This window comes from Amycolatopsis sp. NPDC051903 (assembly GCF_044452505.1).
Classification (GTDB): domain Bacteria; phylum Actinomycetota; class Actinomycetes; order Mycobacteriales; family Pseudonocardiaceae; genus Amycolatopsis.
The window spans coordinates 85,374-110,301 of the sequence record NZ_JBITBT010000017.1 but is presented as its reverse complement, the minus strand read 5'-3'; the positions used below and the strand labels follow the sequence as shown (position 1 = coordinate 110,301).

Genomic DNA, 24,928 nt, shown 5'->3' with positions numbered 1-24,928 from the left:
GCCCGCGGTGGGTCAGAGCCCGCCGCGGGCGATGAGCTGCCGGGTGATCACGTCCTGCTGGATCTCGTTGGTGCCCTCGCCGACGATCATCAGCGGGGCGTCGCGGAAGTAACGCTCGACGTCGAACTCCGTGGAGTAGCCGTACGCGCCGTGCACGCGGATGGCGTCGAGCGCCACCTCCATCGCGACCTCGGAGCAGAACAGCTTCGCCATGCCCGCTTCGAGGTCGGACCGGGCACCGGTGTCGTACTGGCGGGCGGCGTGCAGCACGAGCTGCTTCGCGGCTGTCAGCTTCGTCGCCATGCCCGCCAGGTGGTTGCCGACGGACTGGTGCTTCCAGATCGGCTTGCCGAACGACTCGCGTTCCTGCGCGTAGCGGAACGCGTCGTCGAACGCGGCCCGCCCGACCCCGAGCGCCCGCGAGGCGACCTGGATCCGGCCGATCTCGAGCCCGCGCATCATCTGCGGGAACCCGCGGCCCTCTTCCCCGCCCAGCAACGCCGACGCGGGCACGTGGCAGTCCGAAAAAGACAGTTCGCAGGTCTCGACGCCCTTGTAGCCGAGCTTGCCCAGGTCGCGCGAGACCTCGAAGCCGGGCACCTTCTCCATCAGCAGCACGCTGATGCCGCGGTGCTTGGGTTCGGCATCGGGATCCGTCTTGCAGAGCACGGCGACCAGGCCCGCGCGGCGCGCGTTGGTGATCCACGTCTTCGTGCCGTCGACCACGTACTCGTCCCCGACGCGGCGGGCGCGCGTGCGCATCGCCTGCAGGTCCGAACCGCCGCCCGGTTCGGTGAGCGCCATCGCGGCGCGCAGCTCACCGGTCGCCATGCGCGGCAGGTACTTCTGCTTCTGCTCCTCCGTGCCGTACATCAGCAGCAGCTTCGCGACGACGGTGTGCCCGCCCATCGCGCCCGCGAGGCTCATCCAGCCGCGCGCGAGCTCGGCGGTGACGAGCGCGTAGCACGGTGTCGACACGCTGACTTCACCGTAGGGTTCCGGGATCACCAGGCCGAAGACGCCGAGCTGCTTCATGCGCTCGATGAGCGCTTCGGGGTAGGTGTCGGCGTGCTCGAGGTCGCGCGCGACCGGGCGCACGTCCCGGTCCACGAACTCGGCCACGGTGTCCACGATGGCCTGTTCTTCGGTGTCCAGCTCCGGCATCAGGCGTCCGCACCGATCCGGATCAGCGAGCGGGCGCCCTGGCCCGCGCGCATCCGTTCGAAGGCCCCCGGCACTTCCTCGAGCGAGATCCGGTGGGTCACGAGGCTCTCGAGGTTCAGGTCACCGGACTTGACCTCCTCGGCCAGCACCGGGATGTCGCGGTCCGGGTCGGAGGCGCCGTAGACGGTGCTGGTGAGGGTGCGGGCGAAGTGGAAGATCTCCAGCGGGTTGAACACCACCTCCTGGTCGCGCCGCCCGACGCCGACCACGGTGCAGTGCCCGCCGCGGCGGACCGAACTCCACGCCGTGCGGATCGTCGCGGCCGCGCCCACGCACTCGAAGGCGTGGTCGGCGCCCCGGCCCTCGGTGAGCCCGCGCACCTGCTTGGCGAGCTTGTCCTCGCTCAGCAGGAAGTGCGTGGCCCCCGCGGCCCGGGCCAGCTCTTCCTTCTCCGGCGAGACGTCCACGGCGATGATCGGCGACGCGCCGGCGAGCTTCGCCCCGAGCACCGCGCACAGCCCGATGCCGCCGAGGCCGAGCACGAGCACCGACTGTCCACTGCGGACCTTCGCGGTGTTGCGCACGGCGCCGACTCCGGTGAGCACCGCGCAGCCCATCAGCGCCGCGAGGTCGAGCGGCACCCCGTCGGGCAGCGGCACCACCGACGTCGCCGGGAGCACCGTCTCCTCCGCGAACCCGCCGACGCCGAGCACCACGTTGAGCGGTTCGCCGTCGACCTCCCCGCGCGGGAGCGTGGTGATGCCCTCGATCGCCGAGCACAGCCACGGCTCCCCGGCCTGGCAGAACCAGCACTCGCGGCACGCGGCCGCCCAGTTGAGCACGACCCGGTCGCCCGGCTTCACGTTCGTCACCTCGGCGCCGGCTTCGGCCACCACGCCCGAGGCTTCGTGCCCGGGGACGAACGGGTACTGCGGTTTCAGCGTGCCGTCGACCATCGAGAGGTCGGAGTGGCAGACGCCGGCGGCGGCGATGCGCACGCGCACGTCGGCGGGGCCCACGGGCGGCAGCGCGATGTCGCGGACCTCGGGCGCGGCTCCCGGCTCGCGCACGACCACGGCTTTGACCACGGTGTCTTCTCCTTGCCTTGTGCCGGCGATCGGGGGGTTCAGAGCTGGATCGACTTGATCTCGGTGAACTCGTCAAGTGCGGGCCGCCCCATCTCGCGGCCGACCCCGGAGGACTTGTAGCCGCCGAAGGGTGCGAGCGGGTTGTAGGCGCCGCCGTTCACGTCGATCTGGCCCGTGCGCACGCGGCGCGCGAACGCCACCGCCCGGTCCTGGTCGGCCGACCACACGGCGCCGTGCAGGCCGTAGGTCGAGTTGTTGGCGATCCGCAGCGCGTCTTCCTCGTCGTCGAACGGGATGATCGACAGCACCGGGCCGAAGATCTCCTCCTGCGCGATCGTCGAGTCCGGGTCGACCCCCGCGAACACCGTGGGGCGCACGAAGAAGCCCGTGTCCAGCCCCTCCGGTGCTTCCGCGCCGCCGGTGACCAGGGTCGCGCCCTCGGCCACACCCTTCTCGATGTACCCGCGCACGCGCTCGCGCTGCGCCGCCGACACCAGCGGGCCCAGCTTCGTCTTCGCGTCCAGCGGGTCGCCCGGTGTGAAGCCCTCGGCGAACTTCTTGGCCAGCGCGACGGCTTCCTCGTGCTTCTCGCGCGGCACGAGCATGCGAGTCCACGCCGTGCAGGTCTGGCCCGCGTTCAGGAACGCGTTGGAGACGCCCACCTTCACCGCGGTCGCGAGGTCGGCGTCGGCGAGGATCACGTTGGCGGACTTGCCGCCCAGCTCCAGCGTCACGCGCTTGACCGACCGCGCGGCGAGCTCGGCCACGCGCGTGCCGGCGCGCACGGACCCGGTGAACGACACCACGTCCACGTCCGGGTGCGTCGCGAGCGCCTCGCCGACAACGGGGCCGTAGCCGGTGACGAGGTTGATGACCCCCGCGGGGAAACCGGCTTCGCGGAGGGCGTCGAAGAGCTGGTAGGCGCTCAGCGGCGCGACCTCACTCGGCTTGACGACCACGGTGCAGCCCGCGGCGAGCGCGGGCGCGATCTTGGCGGTGATCTGGTGCAGCGGGTAGTTCCACGGCGTGATCGCCGCGACGACGCCGGCGGCTTCGCGCACGATCAGCGAGTTGCCGACCTTCTCCTCCGGCTCGTCCTGGCCGAGCAGGTCCACGTAGGTCTGCACATCGGTCTGCGGCAGCGCGGCCTGGATGCGCGTGGCGATGCGCAACGGCGTGCCGACGTCGCGGGCGATCGTCTCGCCGATCTGCTCGGCGCGCTTGGCGAGTCCTTCGTGGAGCTTGCGCAGGAGGTCCGCGCGCTCGGCCCTGGTCGTGGCCGACCACGCGGGGAACGCCTCGCGCGCGGCCCGCACCGCGCGATCGACGTCGTCGGCCGTGCCCTCCGGGATCCGCGCCAGCACCTCCTCGGTGGCCGGGTTCTCCACGGCGATCGTGGCGCCTCCCGCGGCCGGGACCCATTCGCCACCGATGTACAGCACGTTGCGCTCTCGCACCGAGTCTCCTTCGACCGGGAACATCCCTCGCGGCGGATTCTATAGAAAACCGTCCCGCGTTGCCCAGTGGCGAATGCGTCACTCGCCGGCGAGCACGCCCTGCGCGGCGAGGAAGTCGACGAGCAGGACACCGGCCAGGCGGATGTGCGCGCTCATCGCGGCGCGCGCGGCGGCACTCGCCCCGTCGCGCAGCGCGTCGAGGATCGGGGCGTGACCGTCGCGCGCGGCGAGCGGCCAGCCGGGGATCTCCGCGTACGCCGTGAACGGGACGTACCGCAGGGTCAGCGACAGCATCCACGTGAGCTTCGGCGCGGAAGCCGCGTGGTTCACGCGGCGGTGCAGCTCGAAATCGGCGCGTTCGGTCGCGTCGAGGTCCCCCGCGCCCACCGCGCGTTCCAGTTCTTCCTGCAGTGCGAGCAAACCGGCGAAGTCGGCGGCGGTGAGCCGTTCCGCGGCGCGGCCCGCGAGCTCACCGGAGAGGTAGGCCTGCACGTCGTAGAGATCGGTCACGTCCTGGCGCGTCACCGGCACGACGCTGAACCCGCGGCCCGGCCGGAACTCGACCATACCCTCGCCGGTGAGCGACATCAGGGCTTCGCGCACGGGAGTCGCACTCACGCCGAGCTGTTCGGCGAGGTGCTCGGTGCGCAGGCGTTCCCCGCCGCGGACGGCACCGCTCATGATCAGGTCGCGAACCTGCTTCGCCACCCGCGGGCTCAGCCGCTCGCCCGGCTGCCGCGCCTGTCCGGCCTCTGTCACGAAACGACCACCCTGCGGGGCTCCGGCGACAATTCACGCCATCGTAGCGCCGGGCGGTCCGCCGTGCGGCCGATACCGCACGGGCCCGGCCCGGCCTAGTGTTCGGCGGATGCAGACCATCGACGCCGGCGGGCAGCGCATCGCCTACCGCACCAGTTCCGGCACCGGCCCCGCCGTCGTGTTCGTGCACGGCAACTCGTCGTCCTCGGCAACGTGGGAAGGCGTGCTCGCGGGCCCCTTCGGGCAGCGGTTCCGCGCGTTCGCGCTCGACCTGCCCGGCCACGGCGATTCGGAACCCGCCCGGGATCCGGGCACCTACTCGATCCCCGGTTACGCGCGGGTGGTCGCGGACTTCGCCGAGGCGGCCGGCGCCGGTGACGCGGTGCTCGTCGGCTGGAGCCTCGGCGGGCACATCGCGCTGTCGGCGTCGACGAAGTTGCCGGGGGTGCGCGGGATCCTCGTGCACGGCACGCCGCCGGTCTCGTCGCCGGCCGATCTCGGCACGGCGTTCCTGCCGAACCCGGCCGTGGGCATCGGCTTCACCGGCGAAGTGTCGCGTGAGGACGCTCGGGCGTACGCGCGCAGCCAGCTCGCGCCGGGCTCACCGCTGCCGCTCGACGCGGCCGTGGCGCACATCCTCGCGACCGACCCGGCGGCGCGGGCCGGGCTCGCCCGCAGCCTGCAATCGCCCGAAAACTCCGACGAGCGCTCGATCGTCGCCGGCGCGCGCGTTCCCGTGGCGCTGCTGCACGGTGCCGAGGAGCAGCTGGTGAACCTCGAGTACCTGCGCACGATCACCTCACCCCGGCTGTGGCGCGGTGAAGTCCGGATCCTGCCCGGGGCCGGCCACACGCCGCAGGAGGAGACACCCGACGCGTACGCGGCCGTGCTGACGGAGTTCCTCACCGACCTCGAGTGATCTGGATCACTGGGAGAACCCTTCCCCGGATCCGGTCGTCTTGCCGGAAGTGGCCCCCACGGCGGGGCTCGTCCGGCAAGTGTCCGAAGTGGACACCTGAGGAGGGAGAAACACCATGGTTTCCTGGAAGGTCCTCGCCGGTGCGGCCGGCGCGGCGGCACTGGTGGCGGCGGGCACGATCGGGTTCACCGCCGCGTCGGCGAACCCGGCCCCGGCGGCGGCCTTGCCGCCGAAGGGCGCGCGGGCCGTCGTGCGGGTCAGTCCGAACCCGGCCACCGCGCACGGCCAGGAGATCACCATCACCGGCAACTGCGGTGGCGGCACGGGCCTCAAGACCGTCGTCGGCGGCCTGCCCGGCCACCCCGCGCTCGCCGACCTCACGATCGTCGACCCGAACCCGGCCCACTACCGCGCCACGGCGCGGGTTTCGGACCGGATCGGCAACGGCGTCGGCCCCGTGTTCGTCGACTGCGGTGGCGAAGCGGGCGTCACACTGCTGGTGACGCATCCCTGATGCCGACCCTGGGTGTTGCCTGAGCACCACTGTGAGGTTGCTGTGCATCCGGGCGGGAAGCGTGCTTCGCGCCCGGATGCGTGGTGATCTGGACAGGTGCTGATCAACGTTTCGCGGGTCGTCGTGGCGGTGGCGTCCGCCGCGGTGCTCGTGCTGACGGGCGGGGCGGCGACCGTCGTGGATTCCGTCGCGCCGGCCGACTCCGGCGACTCCGGTGCCGCCGCGGCGAGCGCCGCCGCGTCGGAGCCCGCGAAACCGGCGGCGTCGGCGAACAGCGCCGTCGGCGCGTTGTTCGCCGGGGGCAAGCACTTCTGCACCGCGAGCGTCGTGCACAGCCCGGCCGGTGACCTCGTGCTCACGGCGGCGCACTGCCTCGGCGCCGGCACCGCCGGCCTGACCTTCGAGCCCGGTTACCACGACGGGGTCGCGCCGTTCGGGACCTGGACGGTGACCGCGGCGGCGGTGCCGGCCGGCTGGGCCGCGTCCGCGGACCAGGACCTCGACTTCGCGTTCCTCACGGTCGCGCGCCCCGGCACCGCGGCATCGCTGGAGAGCCTCACGGGTGCGAACCAGCTCGGCGTCAGTCGCGGTTTCACCAACGCCATCACGCTCACCGGCTACCCCGACCCGGCCGACGCGCCCGTGGTGTGCGAGAACACCACGACCCGGTCCGACACCTACCAGCAGCGCGTCGCATGCCCCGGGTTCCCCGACGGCACCAGCGGCGCCCCGTGGGTCACCGGCGCCGACCCGGCGACCGGGCTCGGCACCGTCGTCGGCGTGATCGGCGGCTACGAGGCGGGCGGCGACACGCCGGACGTGTCCTACAGCGCCTACTTCGACGACGACATCCAGCGGCTCTACGACTCCGTCACGAGCTAGTTGACCTGCTGGGTCTCTTGAACGGACGCACTGCTTCGGGCTAAGTTGTCTTCACGAACCCAGCCCGACGGGAGCCCGCCATGCCACCCGCCCCAGCCGCCGCGCGTCCCGGCGCGGTCCTGCTCGTGGTCTCGGCCGCGACGTTCCTGGCGAGCCTCGACCTGTTCATCGTCACGGTGGCGTTCCCGGCGATCCGCACGGCGTTCGCCGGCGCCGGCCTCGCGACGACGTCGTGGGTGCTCAACGGCTACACCGTGCTGTTCGCCGCGTTCCTCGCCCCGGCGGGCCGGCTCGCCGACCGCTACGGACGCCGCAAGCTGTTCCTGCTCGGCGTCGCGGTGTTCACGCTGGCCTCGGCCGCGTGCGCGGCGGCGACGTCGATCGAACTGCTGGTGGCCTTCCGCGCCCTGCAAGCGATCGGCGCGGCGCTGGTGATGCCGACGGCACTCGCCCTGCTGCTCACGGCGTTCCCGGCGCACCGCCGTTCCATGGCCGTCGGGGTCTGGGCGTCGATCGGCGCGGTGGCCGCCGCTCTCGGTCCGCCCGTCGGCGGGTTGCTGGTGGAGGCGTCGTGGCGGTGGGTGTTCCTGGTGAACCTGCCCATCTGCGTGCTGACGCTGGCGTTCGGCCCGCGGGTGCTGCGCGAAACGCGCGACGGCACCACCGGCGTGCCCGACCTGCTCGGCGCCGTCGGGCTGCTGGTCGGCGTCGGGGCCCTCGCGTACGCGCTCGTCGAAGCGGCCGACCACGGCTGGGGCTCGGCGACCGTGCTGACCGCGCTCGCCGTCGCAGCGGTGGCGCTGGCCTGGGTGCCGTGGCGTTCGGCGCGGCACGCGGTGCCGGTGCTCGACCTGCCCGCACTGCGCGTGCCGACGCTGTGGCTGGCGTGCGTCGCGATCGCCGTCTACTCGGCCGGGTTCGGCGCGATGCTGTTCGGCAACGTCCTGTTCCTCACCTCGCAGTGGCACGACTCGATCCTCGTGGCGGGGCTGTCGCTCGCACCCGGTCCGCTCGTGGTGGTGCCGGTGGCGCAACTGGCCGGCCGGCTCGCGCACCGCACGGGGCCCGGGCCGGTGATCGCCGCGGGCGGGCTGGCGATGGCGCTCGGCGTGACCGTGTGGCTGCTGCTCATGGGCCCGGAACCGAGTTACGCCACGGCGATGCTGCCGGGCCAGCTGCTGACCGGCGCGGGCGTGGGGCTCACGATGCCGAGCGTGTCGGGCGTCGTCGGCACGGTCCTGCCCGCGCCGCGCTGGGGCGCCGGGTCGTCGATGATCAACACGAGCCGGCAGATCGGCACGGTCCTCGGCACGGCCGTGCTCGTCGCGATCTACGCCGGCGACCAGGACCTCGCCGCGTTCCGCCGCGGCTGGGCGTTCATCGTGGGCACCGGGCTCGTCGCCGCGCTCACCGGCCTGGCCATCGCCGCCCGGCGGCGGCGCGACCACGTGCCGGAGCTCACGCCGGATCCGGTGCTCGCGCGGAGTTGACCTGGAGCACGCACCGGTTCGCAGCCTCGGCGCATGAGCGTGCCGACAAGATCGGCTCTGGCTTCGGCTGGGACACCACACCGGCGCCCTCACCGCAGCGGGCGCGCACGTCGTCGCCCCGCCCACCGCCCGAACGCGGCAGCCGAGAGCCTCGGCCACGTCGAGACCATCCCCTCGACCTCGGCGACCTCGGCGGCGTCCACGCCTTCCTCGCGTCCGGCCACGGATCGACCTGATCATCACCAGCGCGGGCGTCAGGCCCGCCCCCTCACCCGCGTCGGCCCCGGCTGGGAACGGGAGTTCGCCACCGACCACCTCGGCCACTTCGCCCTCGTGAACCGCGTGGTGGCCCGGAACAGACGGCCCCTCCGCCGCAGGTGTCCGGACCGCGGCCGGGCCTCAGCCGTGACCGGCCGCCAGCGCCCGCACGTCCGTTTCCCCCAGCGCACGGCCGAACAGGCGGAAGTCCGCGACCGCCCCGTGCAGGTAGGGGTGTTTCGGGTTCTGCGAACGGCCGAGGTAGTTGAACTGCGTGGCACCCACCAGGAGCGGGCTCATCAGCGGCGCCGGGTTCACCCCGGAGAGTTCGCCGTCGAAATACAGCCGCAACCCGGTTCCCGCGGTGATCGCCACGTGGGTCCACACGCCCTGGGGGAGTGCCGTGGCGGCGTCCACGTAGTCCTCCGCCGCCATGCCGCCCAGCTTCATCGCGCAGCGGGCCACGCCGTTGCCGGTGCGCGAGGTCAGGAACAGGTACGACTGCGCGTTGAACCCGAGGTCGAACACCCGCGCCGAATTGACGATCGTGTCCGCGCGCACCCACATCGACACCGTCAGCTCGGTCAGGTTCGCCGGCAGGCCCGAGGCCAATCGCACGTGCCCGTCGACGCCGTCGAGTTCGATGCCCCGCTCCCCCGCCGCCGCTCCACCGACGAGCACGGCGGCCGGCCAGCGATGCGCCGACTCCGCCAGGTCCGCACCGAGCGGGTACACCGCCACGGTCTTCGGTGCCGGTCGGTCCGGCGGCGAGGCGAAGTACACGCTGTAGTGCTCGTGCTGGACGTCCAGGAACGGGCTCAGCCGCAGCCGCTGCTCTCCCGAGCGCACACTGAACTCGGCCCGCCCGGGCTCACGCCGCACTGTGCGCGGATCCACCGTCGGGATCACCGGCGGCACCGTGGAACCGTGCCGGGCCGCGAGCACCAGCGGGCCGTAGGTCAGCGCCCGCACCGCCGGGTTGTCCGGCGCGGGCAGCCACCGCGGGGCCATCGGGAGGTGCAATTCGACGACGTCTCCCTCGCGCCACCGCCGCCTGATCGTCGCGAAGCACCCCGGCGAAGCGGCCACCGGCGCGTGGTTGACCGTCAACGTGGGCTTCGAGACCCACGCCGGGATCCGGATGCGCAGCGCGAACTCACCGGAGCCGTCCACCCGCAGCCGCACCGTCTCGTCGTAGGGGTATTCGGTCTCCAGCCGCACCGAGGCACCGCGGAAGTCCACTGTGGACGGGATGAACAGGTTGACGTACAGCGTGTCGCCTGAGGTGAAGTAGATGTTCTCCGCGTACTTCGCGTGCGTCTCGAGGCCGGTGCCGTGGTCGCAGGTGAAGTTGCCGTAGTCGCTGCTGTACGTGCCGGGGTCCGAGTCCACGCCCTCCTTGCCCTTGCGTTCGGCGCCCGGCACCAGCCCGGTGTAGTAGGTGACGAACCCGTGCGGCGAGTCCGGGTCCTGTTCGCCCAGCAGCTGGTTGAGCAACGTCCATTCGTAGTGGTCGAGGTACTCGGTCCGGCTCGGGTCCTGGAGGAACAACAGCCGGCCGAGCTTCAGCATGTTGTAGCTGTTGCAGTTTTCGCAGGTGTTCTCGCCGAGCTGGCTGACGATCTGGTCCGGCGGACCGAAGAACTCCGCGTTGGCGTTGCCCCCGATCACGTAGCTGTGGTGGTGCACCACCTGGTCCCAGAAGTACGTCGCGATCGTGCGGTAGCGCGGCTCGCCGGTCACGTCGTACTCCGCCGCCGCGCCGACGATCTTCGCGATGTCGGTGTTCGCGTGCCGCCCGGCCAGCGTGTCCTGGCGCGCCGAGAGCGGCGTGAAGACCTCTTCGTGGTCGAACCGCCGGGCCAGCTCCAGGTGCAGCGGGTCCCGCGTGATCGCGTACAGGTTGGCCAGCGCCTCGTTCATCCCGCCGAACTCGGTGTGCAAGACCTTCTGCATGGCGTCGTGGGAAAGCGGCGCCGTCCGCGCGTCGATCCAGCGCGCGAGGCCGCGGGCGACGTCGAGGGCCCCGGCGGTGCCGAGCAGCCGGTGCTGGTCCAGCAGCCCGGCCAGGATCTTGTGGATCGTGTAGTACGGCGCCCACACCGACTTCCCTGCTTCGAGGTTGACGAAGTCCGACTCCGGGAACGCCGAGAGGTAACCCTCGGTGAACCCCGCGGCGGGCGACGCGGCCTGGCACTCGGCCAGTGCGGCCACCAGCCGCGCGCCCTTCGCGGCCAGTTCGCCGTCCCCGGTGTTCGCGGCCGCCAGCGCCAGGCCCGAGAGCAGGTGCCCGGTGGTGTGCCCGCGCAGCTGGATGTCCGGCGCCTCCCAGCCCCCGCACGGCTCGGCCGCGCTCGGCAGGCCGACGGTCAGCCGGAACGTGTGCAGCAGCCGGTCGAGGTCGACGAACTTCAGGTACGCCACGGTGCGGCGCAGGTTCGCCAGGTACCGGCTCTCCAGCAGCCGGACGCCGCCGAGAGCGACGGGCCGCACCGGCGCCCCCGTCGAAGCCGAAGCCTCCCAGGGGACTGCCGCTGCCAAACCGAGCGCGGCTCCGAGGCCGAGCGCGGCGCGCCGGGTGACCTTCATCGGACCTCCACCTGACGGTAGGGCAGCAGGCGCACCGGCCCGACCAGCCCGTAGGCCTGCCGCGCCGCGATCGCGAACACCTCGGGACGGCTCGCGCGGAGGCGGTTGTTGAGCGTGGAGGCGACTTCCACCTCGATGGTGTTGCGCCCGGACCGCAGCCAGGGCCCGATGTCGACGACGGTGTCGAGCACGTCGGCCGGCGGCAGCGCGGTGCCGTTCACCCGCACGCGGTAGGTGTCGAACACCTCGCCGAGGTCCAGATGGGCACCGAGCCCGCGGTCCCACCGGCCGAGGTCGACGGTGGTGCGGTAGCGGCCGACGCCCGACACGTCCTCGAGTCCGGGGATCGACGGCCAGGCCGCGAGCTCCGTCAGCGAGAACCGTCGTTTCGGTTTGAGTGTGGTGGTCGGGGTCGCACCCGGTTGCCAATCCTCGACTTCCAGATCCCAAGTGGACAGAGCGATCGGCGCGGGCGCGGCGGCGACCGAAGTCCGCACGACGTGGCCGTTCGCCAGAGTCGTCGAGTACGTGCCCGCCGCCGAGGCTCGCACCACGAGCTTGCCGTCCAGGTAGCGCGCCTCGGGCGCTTCCGTCGACACCGCGCTCGGGCCGTGGTCGCCGTGATCACCGCGGCCGAGCGCGATGATCACCGACTGGCCCGGGTTCAGCGACACGGAAACCCGGACCTTGTCACCGGTGCGGGAGAACACGCCGAGCCGTTCGGTCTCGCCGGTCCAGGCGTCGAGCACGGACGGCTGGGCGTCGCGGTCCTGCGCGGTCAGCCACACGTCCTGCGTGACCGCGGTGATCTTGCGGTTCTCCGCGTGCCGGGCGTTGCAAAGGTAGTAGTAGTCGGTGTCGCCGTCGATGCGGTGCACGCTCATCACCGTGGACGGTTCGTGCTCCACATCGCGCGTGACGCCCAGCTCGGCGAGCGCGGCCGGGATGCCGGTGGCGTCGGCGACCACGCGGACCGTGCGCTGCGCGAGCAACTCCGCGATCAGAGCGCGAAGCCGCTCGTTCTCCCCTGCCAGCGCGATGCCCTCGGCGTGGACGTCCGCCCAGGTGCCGATGACGATCGTCGGCAGGCCCGCGCCGGCGAAGTCCAGTAGCCGCTGCGCCGCGGGCACCGACAGCGTGTGCTCGCTGCCGTGGAACTGGTCGCCGCCGAGGATCATCGCCTTGTACGCGGGCCCGTCCGGCGCCAGGCGGCCGCGGCGGACGACCGCGCTCGGCAGGTCCAGCACACCTTCGCTGAGGAAGCCGTGGGTCCAGCCGGCCGGGATGCCGTCGTTGGTCGCCCACGGCGCGCCGATGCCGGTGGACGTCCAGCCCTTTTGGCGGAAGAAGGCGAGGTCCACCTGCGGCCGTCCGGTGCGCAGCACCAACTGGGTGCGGGCGAACCAGCCGGCGATGTCCGGCACGTGCCCCCACGTCGGCTGGCGCGGGCCCCACGCCTCGGCGTACCCGATGCCCGTGCCGTTGTACGGCGAGAAAGCCGCGAACCCGGGCCACTGCGCGCCCGGCGCCATCGCGTAGGCGAACCCGTGCAGCACAGCCTGGTTCACGCCGCCCGCGAAAACGCTGCCCATCGTCTGCAGCACCTTGTCCCAGGTCGTGTTGTACGCACCGTTCGCGTACGCCGCGGACTCGCACGAGAGCAGCTTCCGTCCGCCCAGGTCGCGGCCGGACGCGAGGACGCGGTAGTCGTCGAGGTTCTTGAACCCCAGCGACTCGCTCTCCGGCACGTCCAGCAGCGCGGCGCTGCGGATGGCGTCGGTCTGCAGGCCGTAGGGCTGCACGCGCATCGTCATGCCGAGGCGGTGCGCGAAGTCCCGCACCGGGAGCAGGTGGTTCTCGTGGTAGAGGTCCGAGAGCACCTGGTTGTAGTCGTCGCGCACGTGGTTGGAGGTGTCGGAGTCGAAGGCGAACAGGTACTTGCCCTTGCGTTGCACGACAACCGGCAGGTACGGCAGGAGGTCGTAACCGGCGCGCTTCCGGAACTCGGTGAGGAACGCGGGTGTCCAGATGGTCGCGTCGGTTTCGATCTCCAGGGAGTCCTCGAACAGGTCGCCGCCGACGTCCTTCAGCAGGCGGCGAATGGCGGGGGTGAGGATCGTCGCGTTCCACTCGTCGAGCACCACCTTCGTGCCCGCTGCGCTGAAGTGGTCGACGACGTAGGCGAGCGGCGCGGTGTGCGGGCCCGCCTCCGGCTGCTGCGCCGAGCCGCGGGCCCAGTACGCGAACAGCACCCAGGTGCCCTCGGGCGCGGTCCAGTCGATCTGTCCGTTGTGGACTTCCACGGCCCGCACCGACGCCGGGTCCAGCGTGACCGTTGCCGCCGTGGGCGAGCCGATGACCCGCGCGGCCTGGACGGCGAGCAGCTCCTGCTTCCCCACCCCGTTCTCCGCGGGCACCACCGCGGGTGGCGGCGGCCCGGTGTAGGTGCCCTCGACGGTGACGACGCCGTGGGCCAGCTCCTTGCTCGCCGCGACGTCGTCGGGCGTGATGGTCGGGACGGCGGTCGGCCAGCACGGGCCCATCGCGAGGTCGACGGTCAGGCCGCGGGCTTTCGCCCGCCGCAGTGCCGTCTCCACCGCGGCGAGCCCCGCGGGCGTGCCCCAGCCGTGGTGCTCCGGGTCCATCACGGTCTGCACGCTGTGGTGGACGTCCTGGATCTCGACGCCGCCGAACCCGGCGTCGGCGATCTGGTCCACCTCGCGGGCGATCTCGGCGAGGTCGACCAGGCCGTGCGGCCACCACCAGCGGAACTTGGCGGCCGTCGAAGCGTCCGGCTTCGCGAACCGCTCGGCGAACGGCCTACCGGGTGCGGCGAGGGCCGGCGGGGCCCACGACAGGGTGGCGCCGACGCCGAGCGCGGCCCCGATCGTGAGCACCGTGCGTCTGCTGACAGTCATCGGGTGGCCTCCAGCCGGGCGGTGACGGTGGCCTGCGGGCGCAGCACGACCGGGCCGACGAGGCCCGACGGCAGGATCTTGTTGCGCGAGTTGGCCAGGGTGTTGGTGACGCGCACGCTGATCGTGTTGACGCCGGGGTGCAGCGCCTGCGTGGCGTCCACTGTGTACGGATGCCAGAGCGCGGCCGGCAGCGCGGTCCCGTTCACCGTCGCGGTGGCGAGGTCGTGCACCTCCCCCAGATCGAGCACCAGCTCGCGCCGGGCGAGATCGGCCGCGGTGAGCGTCACCGTCGTCGTGTAGACGGCGCTGCCGGAGAACGTGGGCGCGAAGGTGGTCCAGGAGCCGAGCGGCCGTTCGGTGGCGACCGCGCCGTCCTGCTCCAGCCGGACGGTCCACGGCCCGTCGAGCGCGAGCGGCGCCAGCGGGTCGGTGACGCGGACGGTGCCGCGGTAGGTGCGGCCGTTCGCCTGCCCGGTGAGCGGGTACGTGCCGGGCGCCATCGCGGTGACGGCGGCCTGCAGGTCGCGCCCGGTCAGCGAAACCGAGGTCGCGGGCAGGGTGCCGTCGGTCAGGTGCGCGGTGTCGCGGACGCCCTTGCGGAACACCACGCCCAGGGTTTCGTACGGCTGGAGCGTGACCGGGACGCCGGTCGTGCTGCGACCGGCCGAGTACGCCGTGGCGAGTTTCGCCGTGCCGGTGCGCGGGTCCCAGATCTCGGGGGTGCCGCCGACCGGGAACGTCGCGGTGGTGGTCACCACGGCGTCGCTCTCGTTGTTCAGCAGGAAGGCCGTGTCCGCGCCACGGCCGGTGCGCTGCACTCGCACGGCGTCCGCCGCGGGCTGCAGCCGGGCCGCGCCGACCCCGGCGTTCTGCGCCAGGCCCGCGATCGCGTTCACATCGGTGACGAGCGCGACCTCGCCGGCTCCGCGCCGCTGCCACGAAGTGCCGGCGGCACCGAACAAGTTCCGCAGTTCCCGGGCCAGGTCGGCGTCGTGACCGGTCGCCTCCCGCGCCGGCAGCGGGCCGACCGCGACGAGGTGTCCCCCGCTCTGCACGAACTCCGCCAGGGTGCGGGCCGAGGCGAGGTCGAGCACGGGTGTGCGCGGCAGCACCGCTAGCCGGTAGTCCGCCCGGCCGACCCGCAGGGTTCCGCCACGCGGGACGGCCTGGAAGCGCGCGGCCGGGTCGCCGGACAGCGACGAGTCGCTCAGCAGGTCGAAGTCGACCTGTCCGCGTTCCAGCGCGAACGCCGTGGCGGAGAAGTCCTTGTCGAGCTGGTGGGCCGAGTCGGCCACCCGGGTCTGCTCGGCGGCGCGCTGGGGTTGCACGATCGCCGTCCGGGCCAGGTTCGTGCCGCGGCCCAGCTCCATCACCCGGCCGATCCACGCGTCCAGGTCGGGCATGTCGGCCCAGAACGTGCTGCGCGGCCCGATCGGCGGCGCGAAGGTCACCGAGGTTTCGTCGGTGTACATCGCGTGCAGGAACGTGAGGTTGTCGCCCCGGGTGGCCAGGGCGCCGACGGTGGCGTGCATGTAGTCCGGGGCCACCTGCCAGCCCGCGTTGCCGAAGGTCTCCATCAGCGACCGCGGTGCCCCACTCTGGTGCGCGGCCGAGGAAGCGTTGCGCGCCAACGTCGTCTGCTCACCGGCGGTGTAGTCGGTGGTGATCATGTCGCTGCCGGGCACCTGCGCCCACTGGTTGTCCTTCGACAGGTCACCGGTCGAGTTCATCCGCTGCTGCGGACCCTGTTCGTCGAGCAGGGGGTTGGAGATCAGCTTCAAGTGGTGCTGGGCCATCCAGTCGGCTTCGCGCTGGTAGTAGTTGGTGGCGAACAGGGTGTTCACCGCCCGCCAGTACGACCCGGCGGCCTGGTCGGCCACCGCGTCGAGGCCGTCCGCCGCCGCGGTGTACGCGACGCCGGGGGTGCCGCCGGCCGCGCGGACGGCGTCGGCGAGCCCGGGCGAGGACGGCAGGCGTTTGAACGGGTGCGGCTGCGCGGAGGCGAGGAACGGCTCGTCGTCCCAGAACCCCGGCACGACCGTGCCCATCGCCCAGGGGAACCGGCGCACGTACTCCTCGGGCGCCACGCTCAGGAACGCGTCCGTCGCCTTCGGGTCGAGCAGGTCGAGGTAGCCGCGGGTGTACCCGCTGGTGTCGTCTTGCAGGAGGACCTGCGAGTACACGTCGACCTGCCAGCGGCCCGCCGGCACCTGCCAGGTGTCGCCCGTGAGCTCCACCGCGGCGGTCGTGCCGACCGGCCGCGCGGCCGCCGCCGTGACGCCGGCGAGGTCGACGCGGTCCTGCGGGAAGTCGGCGAGCGCGGTGGCGTCGTCGAAGGTCGAGGACCACAGCTTGGCGCCGTCCGGCCCGGTGACGGTCAGGTCGTCCCACAGCGAGCGTTGCGTGCCCTCTGCGGACACCGCCGCCGCCCCGGTCGGGTAGCTCGCGTCGGTGGCCGCCGGTTGCACGGTGTTGTTGATCTTCGGGGTGATCGTGTTCCCGGCGACGGTCACGCTCACCGTCTGCACGTGGGACGGGGTGAAGCCCGGCGTGTTCACACCGGTGGTCAGTTGTGTCCGGTTCGGACCGTCCACTTTGTACACGCTGGCCGCGCCCTTCGAGTTCACGTCGACCAGGTAGCCGTGGGTGCCGTCCGAGCGCACCGCCAGTTGGACGCCGCCGGTGGTCAGCGTGACCTTGCCGCTCACGGTGTAGTCGGTCCAGCCGGCGCCGGGCGTGAGCGGGGCGGCGCCCGGCGCGGTGGCCGGGTCGACGACCAGCTTGCCGGTGTCCACGCTGAGCCCCGAGGTCTCGGCGAGCTTCAGCGTCGAGGGGCCCGTGACGATCCGGGTCGAGCGCAGCAGCCCCTTCAGCCGTAGCTCCGGCCGCGCGGCCAGCGTCCGGTCACCGAGGGTGCCGCCGTTGACGACGTAGTTCGCGCCGCGGCCGCTCGGGAAGTTGTTGTCGTTGAACAGCCACATCTTCATGCCGGTGCGCTGCGCCTCGCGCAGCACGTGCCCGACGAGCGTGAACCAGTCCTCGCTGAGGAAAACCGGCTTCATCTCGTCGCCGCCGAGCGGGAAGATCACCGCCTCGTACACGCCTTTCGCGCGCATCTCGGCCATCTGCCGATCGGTGATGTCACTGGTGATGGTGTTGTTCCAGTACCAGTAGATCGCCGGGCGGCTGTCCTTCGGCGGGTTCGCGAAAGCCGCCGGGTCGAAGTGGGCGAGACTCGTCGTCTCGGCCGGGCCGGGGTCGTGCCCGGCGGTCGCCGGCGAGACGAGGCTCAGTGCCGTGGCCACCGCGAGCACGAGGGACAACAGTGTCCTGCGCATGGGATTCCCCTTCAGCCGCGCGGAATGGAGGAGCGGAAGGTGTAGGAGCCGGAGCCGACCCGGAAGACGGCGTCGTCCCCGTCGATCCGCGTGAGCCGGGCGCCGGTGGGCAGCGCGTAGTGGCCGCGGGCGTCGCGGAACAGCGCCACGTGCACCTCGGCCGTGCTGCCCGGCGGCACGGTGACGGCCAGCCGGTACTCGCGGTCGGACTTCGTCCAGGCGGTGCTGACGCGGCCGTACTCGCTTTCGTAGCTGCCGGAGGCGGACTTCAGGTCACCGACCACCGCCGGGTCGATCACCAGGTCCCGGAAACCGGCCGAGCCGGCCGCCTGCCCGATCCCGGTCAGCCGCGTGGTGAGCCAGCCGTCCATCGCGCCGAGCATGAAGTGGTCCTGCGACTGGCCGCTGTCGCCGTCCCAGGTCTCGCCGAGCGCCGTCAGCCCGGCCTGCACCTGGTGGCCCAGGCTCGGGCTGGTGGTCTGCGTGGCGATCCCGTACACGACGTCGTCGCGGCCGGCCCGCGAGAGCACCCGCAGCACGGACGGGAACGAGATCTCCCCCATCACCAAGTGCCGGCCGGCGGCCTCGATGGTGTCCACGAGGTGCCCGGTCTGAGCGGCCCGCAGGTCGGCCGGCACCGCGCCCATGTCGAGCGCGAGCGCCGTGGCGCCCTGACCTCCGCCACCGAACAGGCCGGTCGCGGGGTCGTAGTACTTGGCCCACACGGCCTCGGCCAGCGTGTCGGCCTGCGCGCGGTAGGTCGCGGCGTCGGCGCTGTGGCCGAGCGCTGTCGCGACCTGCGAGAGCCCGTCCGCGACTGCCCAGACGCCGAAGGTGCCGACGATCGCGCGCGGCATCGCCGGGGACTCGGTGGTGATCCAGTCGCCGAGGCCGTAGTCGTACACGCCGCCGGTCCACCGCGTGGCCTGGCCCCGCAGGTAGCCGAGGTAGCGCTGCATCGCGGGGTAGTACTGAGCGAGCAGCCCCTTGTCGCCGTAGGTCTGGTAGGCCTTCAACGGCACCTGGACCAGTGCGCCGCCCCAGTTCGGGTCGTCGCGGTAGGCGCCGGCGAGGGTCACGTAGTCCGGCACGGTGCTGGGCACCAGGCCGCCGGCCTCCTGCCCGTCGGCCATGTCCTGGACGATCTTGCCCAGGTAGGCCTCGACGTCGTAGTTGCGGGCGATCGTGTCGAACGCGAGGTGGTCCTGCTCCAGCCAGCCGAGCTTCTCGCGGCTCGGGCAGTCGGTGAGGATGCTCTGCATGTTGTTCTCGAGGGCGGCCCGGGTGAGCCGGTGGATGCCGTCGAGGGTCGCGTTCGACGAGTCGAAGTCACCCGCGGACGGGTTGTCCGCCATCACCCGCAAACCGGTGACCGAAAGCTTCGCGTCGTCCGGCACGCCGACGACCTCGAGGTAGCGGAAGCCGTGGTAGGTGAAGTCGGGGTGCCAGGTCTGCTCGCCGCCCTTGCCCGTGAAGCTGTCCCAGATCGGCGCGCCGACGTTGCTGATGGACTGGTCCACCTGCCCGTCGCGCAGCGCTTCGGCCGGATACACCCGCACGACCGTGCCGGCCGGCGCGGTGAGCGTCACCTGCGGCAGTCCGGCGATGTTGCGGCCGACGTCGTAGACCCGCACGCCGGGCGCCGGGCGTGAGACCTCCCCGCCGGGCAGCTGTTCCGCCACCCGGACGGGCTCGGTCTGCCGGCCGGTCAGCTTCGCTGTGCTGGTTGCGGGCACCACCGGGGACCAGCCCCCGCGGTCGGCGCCGGGCTTGTCCCAACCGGGGATCTCGCGACGGGCATCGTAGTCTTCGCCGCCGTACCAGTAGGACGCCGTCGTGGCGCCGAGAGTGGTGCGCCAGCTCGCGTCCGTACCGATCCGCTGCACCGTCCCGTCGGCCATGGTGAGCTCGAGCTGCGCGATCACCTGCGGGTCGCTGGCCGTGCGCGCGAACTTCCGGTAGCGGCCGGAGGTGTGCAGCGAGTCGGCCGTGCCGTTGCCGACCGCGATGCCGATCGTGTTCGCGCCGCCGCGCACCTGCTTCGTGACGTCATAGGTGGCGTAGGTGACGCGGTCGGCGTAGTCGCTGTTGCCCGGTTCCAGCACGGCGTCACCGACGCGGGCGCCGTTGAGGCTGGGCACGTAGACGCCGAGGCCGCTGACGTACAGCCGGGCACTGGTGACCCGGCCGGGCACGGCGAAGTCCTTCGCGAACACCGGCAGCGCGGGCGGCAACCAGGTGTCGGGCGCGGTTTGGCCCGTCACGGTCTTGGCGACGGTGAACGGCCCGGCCGCGTCGGTCGCGGTCTGCACGGTGTAGTCGACCGGGAAGTTCGGCGTCTTGCCCTCGGCGGTGAGGGTGTCGGTGCGCGGGTACAGCACGACCTGGTCGAAGGTGTGTGCGGCGCCGAGGTCCACGGTGAGCCAGATGTCGGCGTCCGCGCTGGTGTGCGCCGCGCTCTGGTAACCGGCGTTCCCGGCGTCCTCGGGGTTGGACGTGGTCAGGCCGTCGGCGATCAGGCCGGGCTCCCACTCCTTGCGCACGGTCTCGGTCTCCGACGCGGTGACGTACTTCTGGCGGCCGTCGGCGAAGTTCACGCCCGCGTTCGCCGAGTCGCGCACCTGCAGCTCGGCGAGCTGCAGGCGGTAGGTCAGGTCCGGGAAGCGGCGGCTGGTGCCGGTGGTGACCATGCGGTTCTGACTGTCCAGCGGCTGTTCGGCGAGCGGCAGGCCGAGCTTCGTGACGTCGAGTTTCACGTACCGGGCAGTCTGCGCGGGGAGGGTGACGACCACCGGCCGGGTGGGCTTGATGCCGAGCTTCCACTGGCTGTTCGCCACCCAGCCCGCGGACCAGTCGCTCTGTTCGGTGAGGCCGGTTTCGAACCAGGTGGCGGTGCTCCACGCCGAAGGCGTCCGGCCGGACCAGACGCGGACTCGCCAGTAGACGCGCTGGCGGCTGCCGAGGGCACGGCCGGCGTAGCGGAGTTCGGTCGTGGTGCCGGCGACGCGGCCGGTGTCCCAGAGGTCGGGGTGAGCCAGCCGCGCTTCCGAAGTGGCGGCCTGGACTTCGTACGCGGTCTGGTCCCGGGCGACGGTCTGCCAGCTCAGCGCGGGTGCGGTGTCGTCCGTCCCCAGTGGACGGTCGAGGTGGTCCGAGCGGAGACCGGTGGCGCCGAAGCGATCGCTTCCTGCCGCGGCGGCGGGCACGGCGGCGCCGGCGATGACGAGCGAAGCCAGCGAGGCGAGGGTGAGGAGACGGCGGGAGGTGAGCACACGGCGGGGTCTGTAACGCACAGCAGCTCCTGGGGACGGCTGAGTCCGGTGATAAAACGTTTCAACTCTAGCGGGCGCGACCGGGGTTTTGGTTGAGACACAACAAAATTGTCCAGAATTGGACAGGACGGTGCGGACCAGCAGGAAGGCGCCCCGACGTCGGAGCGCGCCTACGGCTTCGGAGCGCTACTGCTCTCGCAGCGTTGCGGCGTTCTGTTGTACACGCTCGGGTTCGCCTTGTCGCGCAGCGTCTCGCCGTGCCTGGATCGCTTTGCCTGGCGCGACCTGCTCACACCGGTCCACCGCGCGAACCTCCAGAACGGGCGCGCGGCCCCACTCCTGCCGCCTCATCGCGACCTCCGGATTGAAAGGTTTCATAGCCTGGCGCGGTGACGCTACTCCGCCTTCGAAGGCGGAGTCAATGACGAGTAAACCCAGGGATAAACCGGTACGTCCGACTGGACCACTCCGATTGTTACGTATCAACGGCCAGCTCACCGCCAGTCTCAACTGAGGGCTCTGTCGAGGCTGCACGACGCCCAACGAGGCCGGACCGCGGAGACGCGGCCACGATCAGGACCCGGCCACGTCTCCCTCGGCCGCGGTCTCCACCGTGCTCGACCGCCCTGATCGCGTCAGCCCGGGGACGCGGGCGAAGGTCGAGGCCGCGATCGCCTAGCTGCGATTCGTCCGCGCCGAACTGGCCCGACACCCGTGGCACAGCCCCAGAACCGCGTGGGCGGGCAACTGCTCGTCACGCAGGAGCCCAACCGCCGAGGAGACCCGTTGCGACCGCCAGCCTCAGCCCCGAACGGCGCAGAGTTTTCCGCGGGACGGGTGGGCACGTCCGCGCATCCTGTCCCAGCCGTCCCCGACGTTGGCTGCACTACGAGCGCGAAGCAAGCTGCCAGCCAGTCCGACATCCCGGCTTTCAAGTTACACACTTCAGCCGAACAGGCCTTTGTGCTGCTTGACCTCGGCGAAACAGCTGCCGCTGTTGAGCTCCTCGCCACGATCGAAACACTGGCGCACCGCAAAGCCGATCGGTTACGGCGCTCCTGGCTCACTGCCGCCCACGGAGAAGCGCTTGCCGCGAGCGACCAGCGCTCAGCCAGCCGGCGCGCGTTCGACCGCGCCGCATCATTGTTGCCACCAGATCAGTCCGCCGAACGGGGCCGGACCGAGAGCCGCGGCTGTGTGGCAATGAGGTGTACCGCTTTGCCGGGCTGGAACTGCCGCAGGAGGCCCATGCAAGAAGATGCTCAGAAGCTTCTTCGACTCCCTGGCGCAGCGGCACGCGGCCACTACCCGATCGGATCACGTCGCGACGCGTCCCGCTCAACGGGTCAAGCGGTTTCCTCGACGTTCACCGATTGCTGTACTACATCGCCTCACGCGGCACCGGCGGCGGCGACGGACGGGATCAGTCGATCGAGCCCGCGTAGCCACCAGCCCCGCGGCGAGCCGAGATGTGATCAGACAGGTTGGTGAGCTACACCTCCTGTCGTCGCCGGGCTCAGACGCGAAGCCCGATCTGCTGCCCCTCGGGCACCCCGTAGGCAGCGACGACCTTGTTCAGCTCAACCTGGTAATAGAGGATGCCGACGCCGAAGACCACCATGAGCAGCATGCCCGCCACGGGCGAGCAGCTGGCTTGCAGGCCGGCGGCGCGCTGGGCGTTGCGGATGCGGTTGCCGCAGTTGTAGTAACTGACCATCGGGGCGATGAAGGTCCAGCTGAGGAACAAAAGCACCAGCATGGGGCCTGCGACTGGAACGGCCCGGCGACGATCGAACTCGGCCATCTCCTTGTGGATCTTGTAGTACCAGACCAGGTGGTAGATCCCCAGCGTGATCAGTGGCCAAAGCAGCCACACCGTCACCGGGTGCCGCTCCTTCATCGCGAGCCCGGTCGCGACCGAGTAGGGCACAGCTCCCGCAACGCCCGGTACAACGGAAGAGTTTGAATGCAGTTGCGGCAAATTGCGCTGCCCTTGCTGCTGGGGCTGGGGGTGTGACGAGTACGGGTTGGGCTGGCTCATCGATCAGTACTTCCTCTCCTGTCCCGCGCAGAGTCGCGATCTTCAGCGCGGTTGTTACGACCTGCCAGCCTCCGTATCTCGGCTGTGACCTGTCAGCCAGGCGGACCAACGTGGCCCCGGCTGCCGACGGGAAAGAGGTCTAACCGTCCTCGGCGCCGTGGGCGCGGTTGACCCCTCACCTGGGCGGGTCGTCAGACCGGCCACGAATCGGCGGGTGCCGAACGTTCGTTGCGGCAGTCGTGTCCACGTCTGGATACAACGGCCGTAACGAGCGGCGTCGGCTCTTCCTGCCAGGGCCCCGCTCCACCGCTCATCGAGTTCAGAAACGATCGTTCGTGAGACGCGCGTGGCTGATCGCTGTTTCCGCAGGAGCGATCTGTCAATCGCCCATCGTCTCGCTCCAGACCACTCCGTGGTGCACCAGGCGAAGGCGCCCAGCGGCGTGCCGAAACTGCACCCCGACGCCACACTTGCCGCTCCGTGCTCAGCCTCAACTCCGCCTCCAGCGGAGGACTCGGCCACGTGCGAAGGACCGCGACAGCACGAGCGGTCGGGCCCCGGCACCACCCCCGCTTGCGATACCAAGGGTGTGGGGCGCCCGCCTGCGCGTCGCAGCGTCGTTGATCGTGCGAACCGACGTGGCGCGAACGATCAGTTCACCTGGCGCTGCACGTCAGTCCCCGGGCGCCGTCCGCTCCTAGCGTGGTCGTCGTGGATGACGAACTGGAATTGCCTGACAACTGGGGTCGCTGGGACGACGACGACGAGCGTGGCACCCTCAACCTCATCACCCGCGAAGCCTGCCTCCGCGCGGCCGCCGAGGTGCGCACGGGCCGCTGGGTCTCACTGGCCCTGCCGATCGAACCGACGCCGATCCTCAGCGGGCCGTTCGTGCCGGCCGAGACCCGGGAGTCACCGGTGCAGCAGCTCGTGCTGCACCCCGAGCACCCGGCGGATTCGGTGTGCGCGAGCCTCGACGTCCTGGTCGTGACCAACCACCACCCCCGCTCGACGCACCTCGACGCGCTGGCTCACATCGCCGGCGATGGGACCGTCTACCCCGGCCGGCCGCTCGCCGAAAGCGTGACGCCCGCCGGTGTCCACCACGGCTCCAGCGCGGCGTTCAGCACCGGGATCGTCACCCGCGGAGTCCTCCTGGACCTGGCGGGCGAGGGGCCGCTGCCCGAAGGGCACGCGGTAACCGCCCGGGACCTGGAAGGGGCGGAAGAACACGCGGGGGTCCGCGTCGAGTCCGGCGACGCGCTCGTCGTCCGGTGCGGCTGGGAGTTCACGCCCGACCCGGCACGGTCCTCGCCCGGCCTGAGCCTCGACGCCGTGCGCTGGATGCACCACCGGGGCGTGTCGCTCTACGCGGGCGACATCGGTGACGCCTTCCCGCCACTGGACCCCGCCGTGCCCTTCCCGCTGCACGCCGTGGCACTGACGCGGCTGGGCATGCCGCTGATCGACGCCGCGAACGTCGACGACCTGGCGGCGCTGTGCGCGGAACTGGGCCGCTACGCCTTCCTCCTGACCGCAGCCCCGCCGCGGGTGTCGGGCGCGACGGGACTGCCGGTCAACCCGATCGCGGTGTTCTGACCCAACTGGTCGCGCCTGTGTGGTGCTGCAAGGTCACGACGGTCGCCACGAGCCCCGTGACGACCGTCGTGCCCAGCGCACCGAACACCACTGCCACGGCCTCGGACCCCACACCACCGCAACGCCACTCGTCACCGCCGGGGGCAATCCGCAGCCGGCGAACATGGCCTCCTTCGCCGCGCTCTGCGGCGTCAGCCCGGACCAAAGCCTCCTCCGGCCGCACCCAACGACGCCAGCTCAACCGCGGCGGCGCCCGGCCCGCCGAGTCCGCGCTCTCCACGATCGCCATCGCCCGCCTACGGGGCGGACCGACGGACCCAGCAATACGTTCAGAGGCGCGTCAACCAGAGCAAGAACCAAGCGGCAGCGGAACCTGCTGGTCGCCGCGTGGAGCGCTGAGACCTTTGTGGACGGATCGGGTCAGAGGTCCGGTTGGCGGCAGGGCGGGCGGATGATCTGCCTCCCCGTCGGTCTCAGGTCGGCAGTTCCGTGCCGGTCCGTTCGGCGACCACGTACTCGGCGTACCAGTCGGGCCAGTTCACGTCGCGCTCGCCGGTGCGTTTCCCGTAGTGAGAGCAGAGCCGTTCGGGTTCCTCATTACGGTGCGCACTCGGTCAAAGTCGCGACGCAACCGGTTTGC

At 71.6% G+C, this 24,928-nt stretch carries 15 protein-coding genes; 5 read left to right on the top strand and 10 right to left on the bottom strand.

What is annotated here, in order from left to right:
- Window positions 1-12 precede the first annotated feature (12 nt).
- The 4 genes from ACIA77_RS30010 to ACIA77_RS29995 all read right to left on the bottom strand — a co-directional run bounded on the left by ACIA77_RS30010 (window position 13) and on the right by ACIA77_RS29995 (window position 4,468).
- Entirely contained in the window at window positions 13-1,164 is a 1,152-nt protein-coding gene (locus ACIA77_RS30010; RefSeq protein WP_395889347.1) for an acyl-CoA dehydrogenase family protein, read from the bottom strand.
- On the bottom strand, window positions 1,164-2,252 hold the full coding sequence (locus ACIA77_RS30005; RefSeq protein WP_395889346.1) for a Zn-dependent alcohol dehydrogenase: 1,089 nt from the start codon (window positions 2,250-2,252) through the stop codon (window positions 1,164-1,166). The genes ACIA77_RS30010 and ACIA77_RS30005 overlap by 1 nt, the downstream gene beginning before the upstream one ends.
- 38 nt (window positions 2,253-2,290) lie before the next feature.
- A complete protein-coding gene (locus ACIA77_RS30000) occupies window positions 2,291-3,709 on the bottom strand; it encodes an aldehyde dehydrogenase family protein (protein ID WP_395889345.1) in 1,419 nt (472 codons plus the stop codon).
- 78 nt (window positions 3,710-3,787) lie between these two features.
- Window positions 3,788-4,468 carry a GntR family transcriptional regulator gene (locus ACIA77_RS29995; protein WP_395889344.1) on the bottom strand — a complete coding sequence of 227 codons (681 nt, stop codon included), beginning with the start codon at window positions 4,466-4,468 and terminating at the stop codon, window positions 3,788-3,790.
- A gap of 109 nt (window positions 4,469-4,577) precedes the next feature.
- Here ACIA77_RS29995 and ACIA77_RS29990 point away from each other — a divergent pair, with 109 nt between their 5' ends.
- The 4 genes from ACIA77_RS29990 (at window position 4,578) to ACIA77_RS29975 (ending at window position 8,273) form a co-directional block, all read left to right on the top strand.
- Window positions 4,578-5,387 (top strand): alpha/beta fold hydrolase, encoded by an 810-nt coding sequence (locus ACIA77_RS29990; protein ID WP_395889343.1) that lies wholly within the window; start codon window positions 4,578-4,580, stop codon window positions 5,385-5,387.
- Window positions 5,388-5,502: 115 nt separating this feature from the next.
- Complete coding sequence (locus tag ACIA77_RS29985; RefSeq protein ID WP_395889342.1) at window positions 5,503-5,901, top strand: hypothetical protein; 399 nt, start codon at window positions 5,503-5,505, stop codon at window positions 5,899-5,901.
- A gap of 96 nt (window positions 5,902-5,997) precedes the next feature.
- Window positions 5,998-6,783 carry a trypsin-like serine peptidase gene (locus tag ACIA77_RS29980; RefSeq protein WP_395889341.1) on the top strand — a complete coding sequence of 262 codons (786 nt, stop codon included), beginning with the start codon at window positions 5,998-6,000 and terminating at the stop codon, window positions 6,781-6,783.
- Window positions 6,784-6,863: 80 nt separating this feature from the next.
- Window positions 6,864-8,273 (top strand): MFS transporter, encoded by a 1,410-nt coding sequence (locus ACIA77_RS29975; protein ID WP_395889340.1) that lies wholly within the window; start codon window positions 6,864-6,866, stop codon window positions 8,271-8,273.
- Window positions 8,274-8,362: 89 nt separating this feature from the next.
- On the opposite strand, the gene ACIA77_RS29970 is transcribed toward ACIA77_RS29975, so the two are convergent.
- The 6 genes from ACIA77_RS29970 to ACIA77_RS29945 all read right to left on the bottom strand — a co-directional run bounded on the left by ACIA77_RS29970 (window position 8,363) and on the right by ACIA77_RS29945 (window position 22,689).
- Window positions 8,363-8,497 (bottom strand): hypothetical protein, encoded by a 135-nt coding sequence (locus tag ACIA77_RS29970; protein WP_395889339.1) that lies wholly within the window; start codon window positions 8,495-8,497, stop codon window positions 8,363-8,365.
- A 175-nt stretch (window positions 8,498-8,672) separates the two neighbouring features.
- Window positions 8,673-11,120: a beta-L-arabinofuranosidase domain-containing protein gene (locus ACIA77_RS29965; protein ID WP_395889338.1), complete on the bottom strand. Its 2,448-nt coding sequence runs from the start codon at window positions 11,118-11,120 to the stop codon at window positions 8,673-8,675.
- On the bottom strand, window positions 11,117-14,038 hold the full coding sequence (locus ACIA77_RS29960) for a glycosyl hydrolase (RefSeq protein ID WP_395889337.1): 2,922 nt from the start codon (window positions 14,036-14,038) through the stop codon (window positions 11,117-11,119). Before ACIA77_RS29960 ends, ACIA77_RS29965 begins: the two co-directional genes overlap by 4 nt.
- On the bottom strand, window positions 14,035-17,376 hold the full coding sequence (locus ACIA77_RS29955; protein ID WP_395889336.1) for a glycosylhydrolase-like jelly roll fold domain-containing protein: 3,342 nt from the start codon (window positions 17,374-17,376) through the stop codon (window positions 14,035-14,037). Before ACIA77_RS29955 ends, ACIA77_RS29960 begins: the two co-directional genes overlap by 4 nt.
- A gap of 11 nt (window positions 17,377-17,387) precedes the next feature.
- Window positions 17,388-20,669 carry a family 78 glycoside hydrolase catalytic domain gene (locus ACIA77_RS29950; RefSeq protein WP_395889335.1) on the bottom strand — a complete coding sequence of 1,094 codons (3,282 nt, stop codon included), beginning with the start codon at window positions 20,667-20,669 and terminating at the stop codon, window positions 17,388-17,390.
- A gap of 1,495 nt (window positions 20,670-22,164) precedes the next feature.
- Window positions 22,165-22,689, bottom strand: a complete 525-nt coding sequence (locus tag ACIA77_RS29945) for a DUF4234 domain-containing protein (protein ID WP_395889334.1) — start codon at window positions 22,687-22,689, stop codon at window positions 22,165-22,167.
- Between the two features lie 711 nt (window positions 22,690-23,400).
- Between ACIA77_RS29945 and ACIA77_RS29940 the strand changes: the two genes are divergently transcribed.
- Window positions 23,401-24,288, top strand: coding sequence for a cyclase family protein (locus ACIA77_RS29940; RefSeq protein WP_395889333.1), 888 nt, complete (start codon window positions 23,401-23,403; stop codon window positions 24,286-24,288).
- Window positions 24,289-24,928 lie beyond the last annotated feature (640 nt).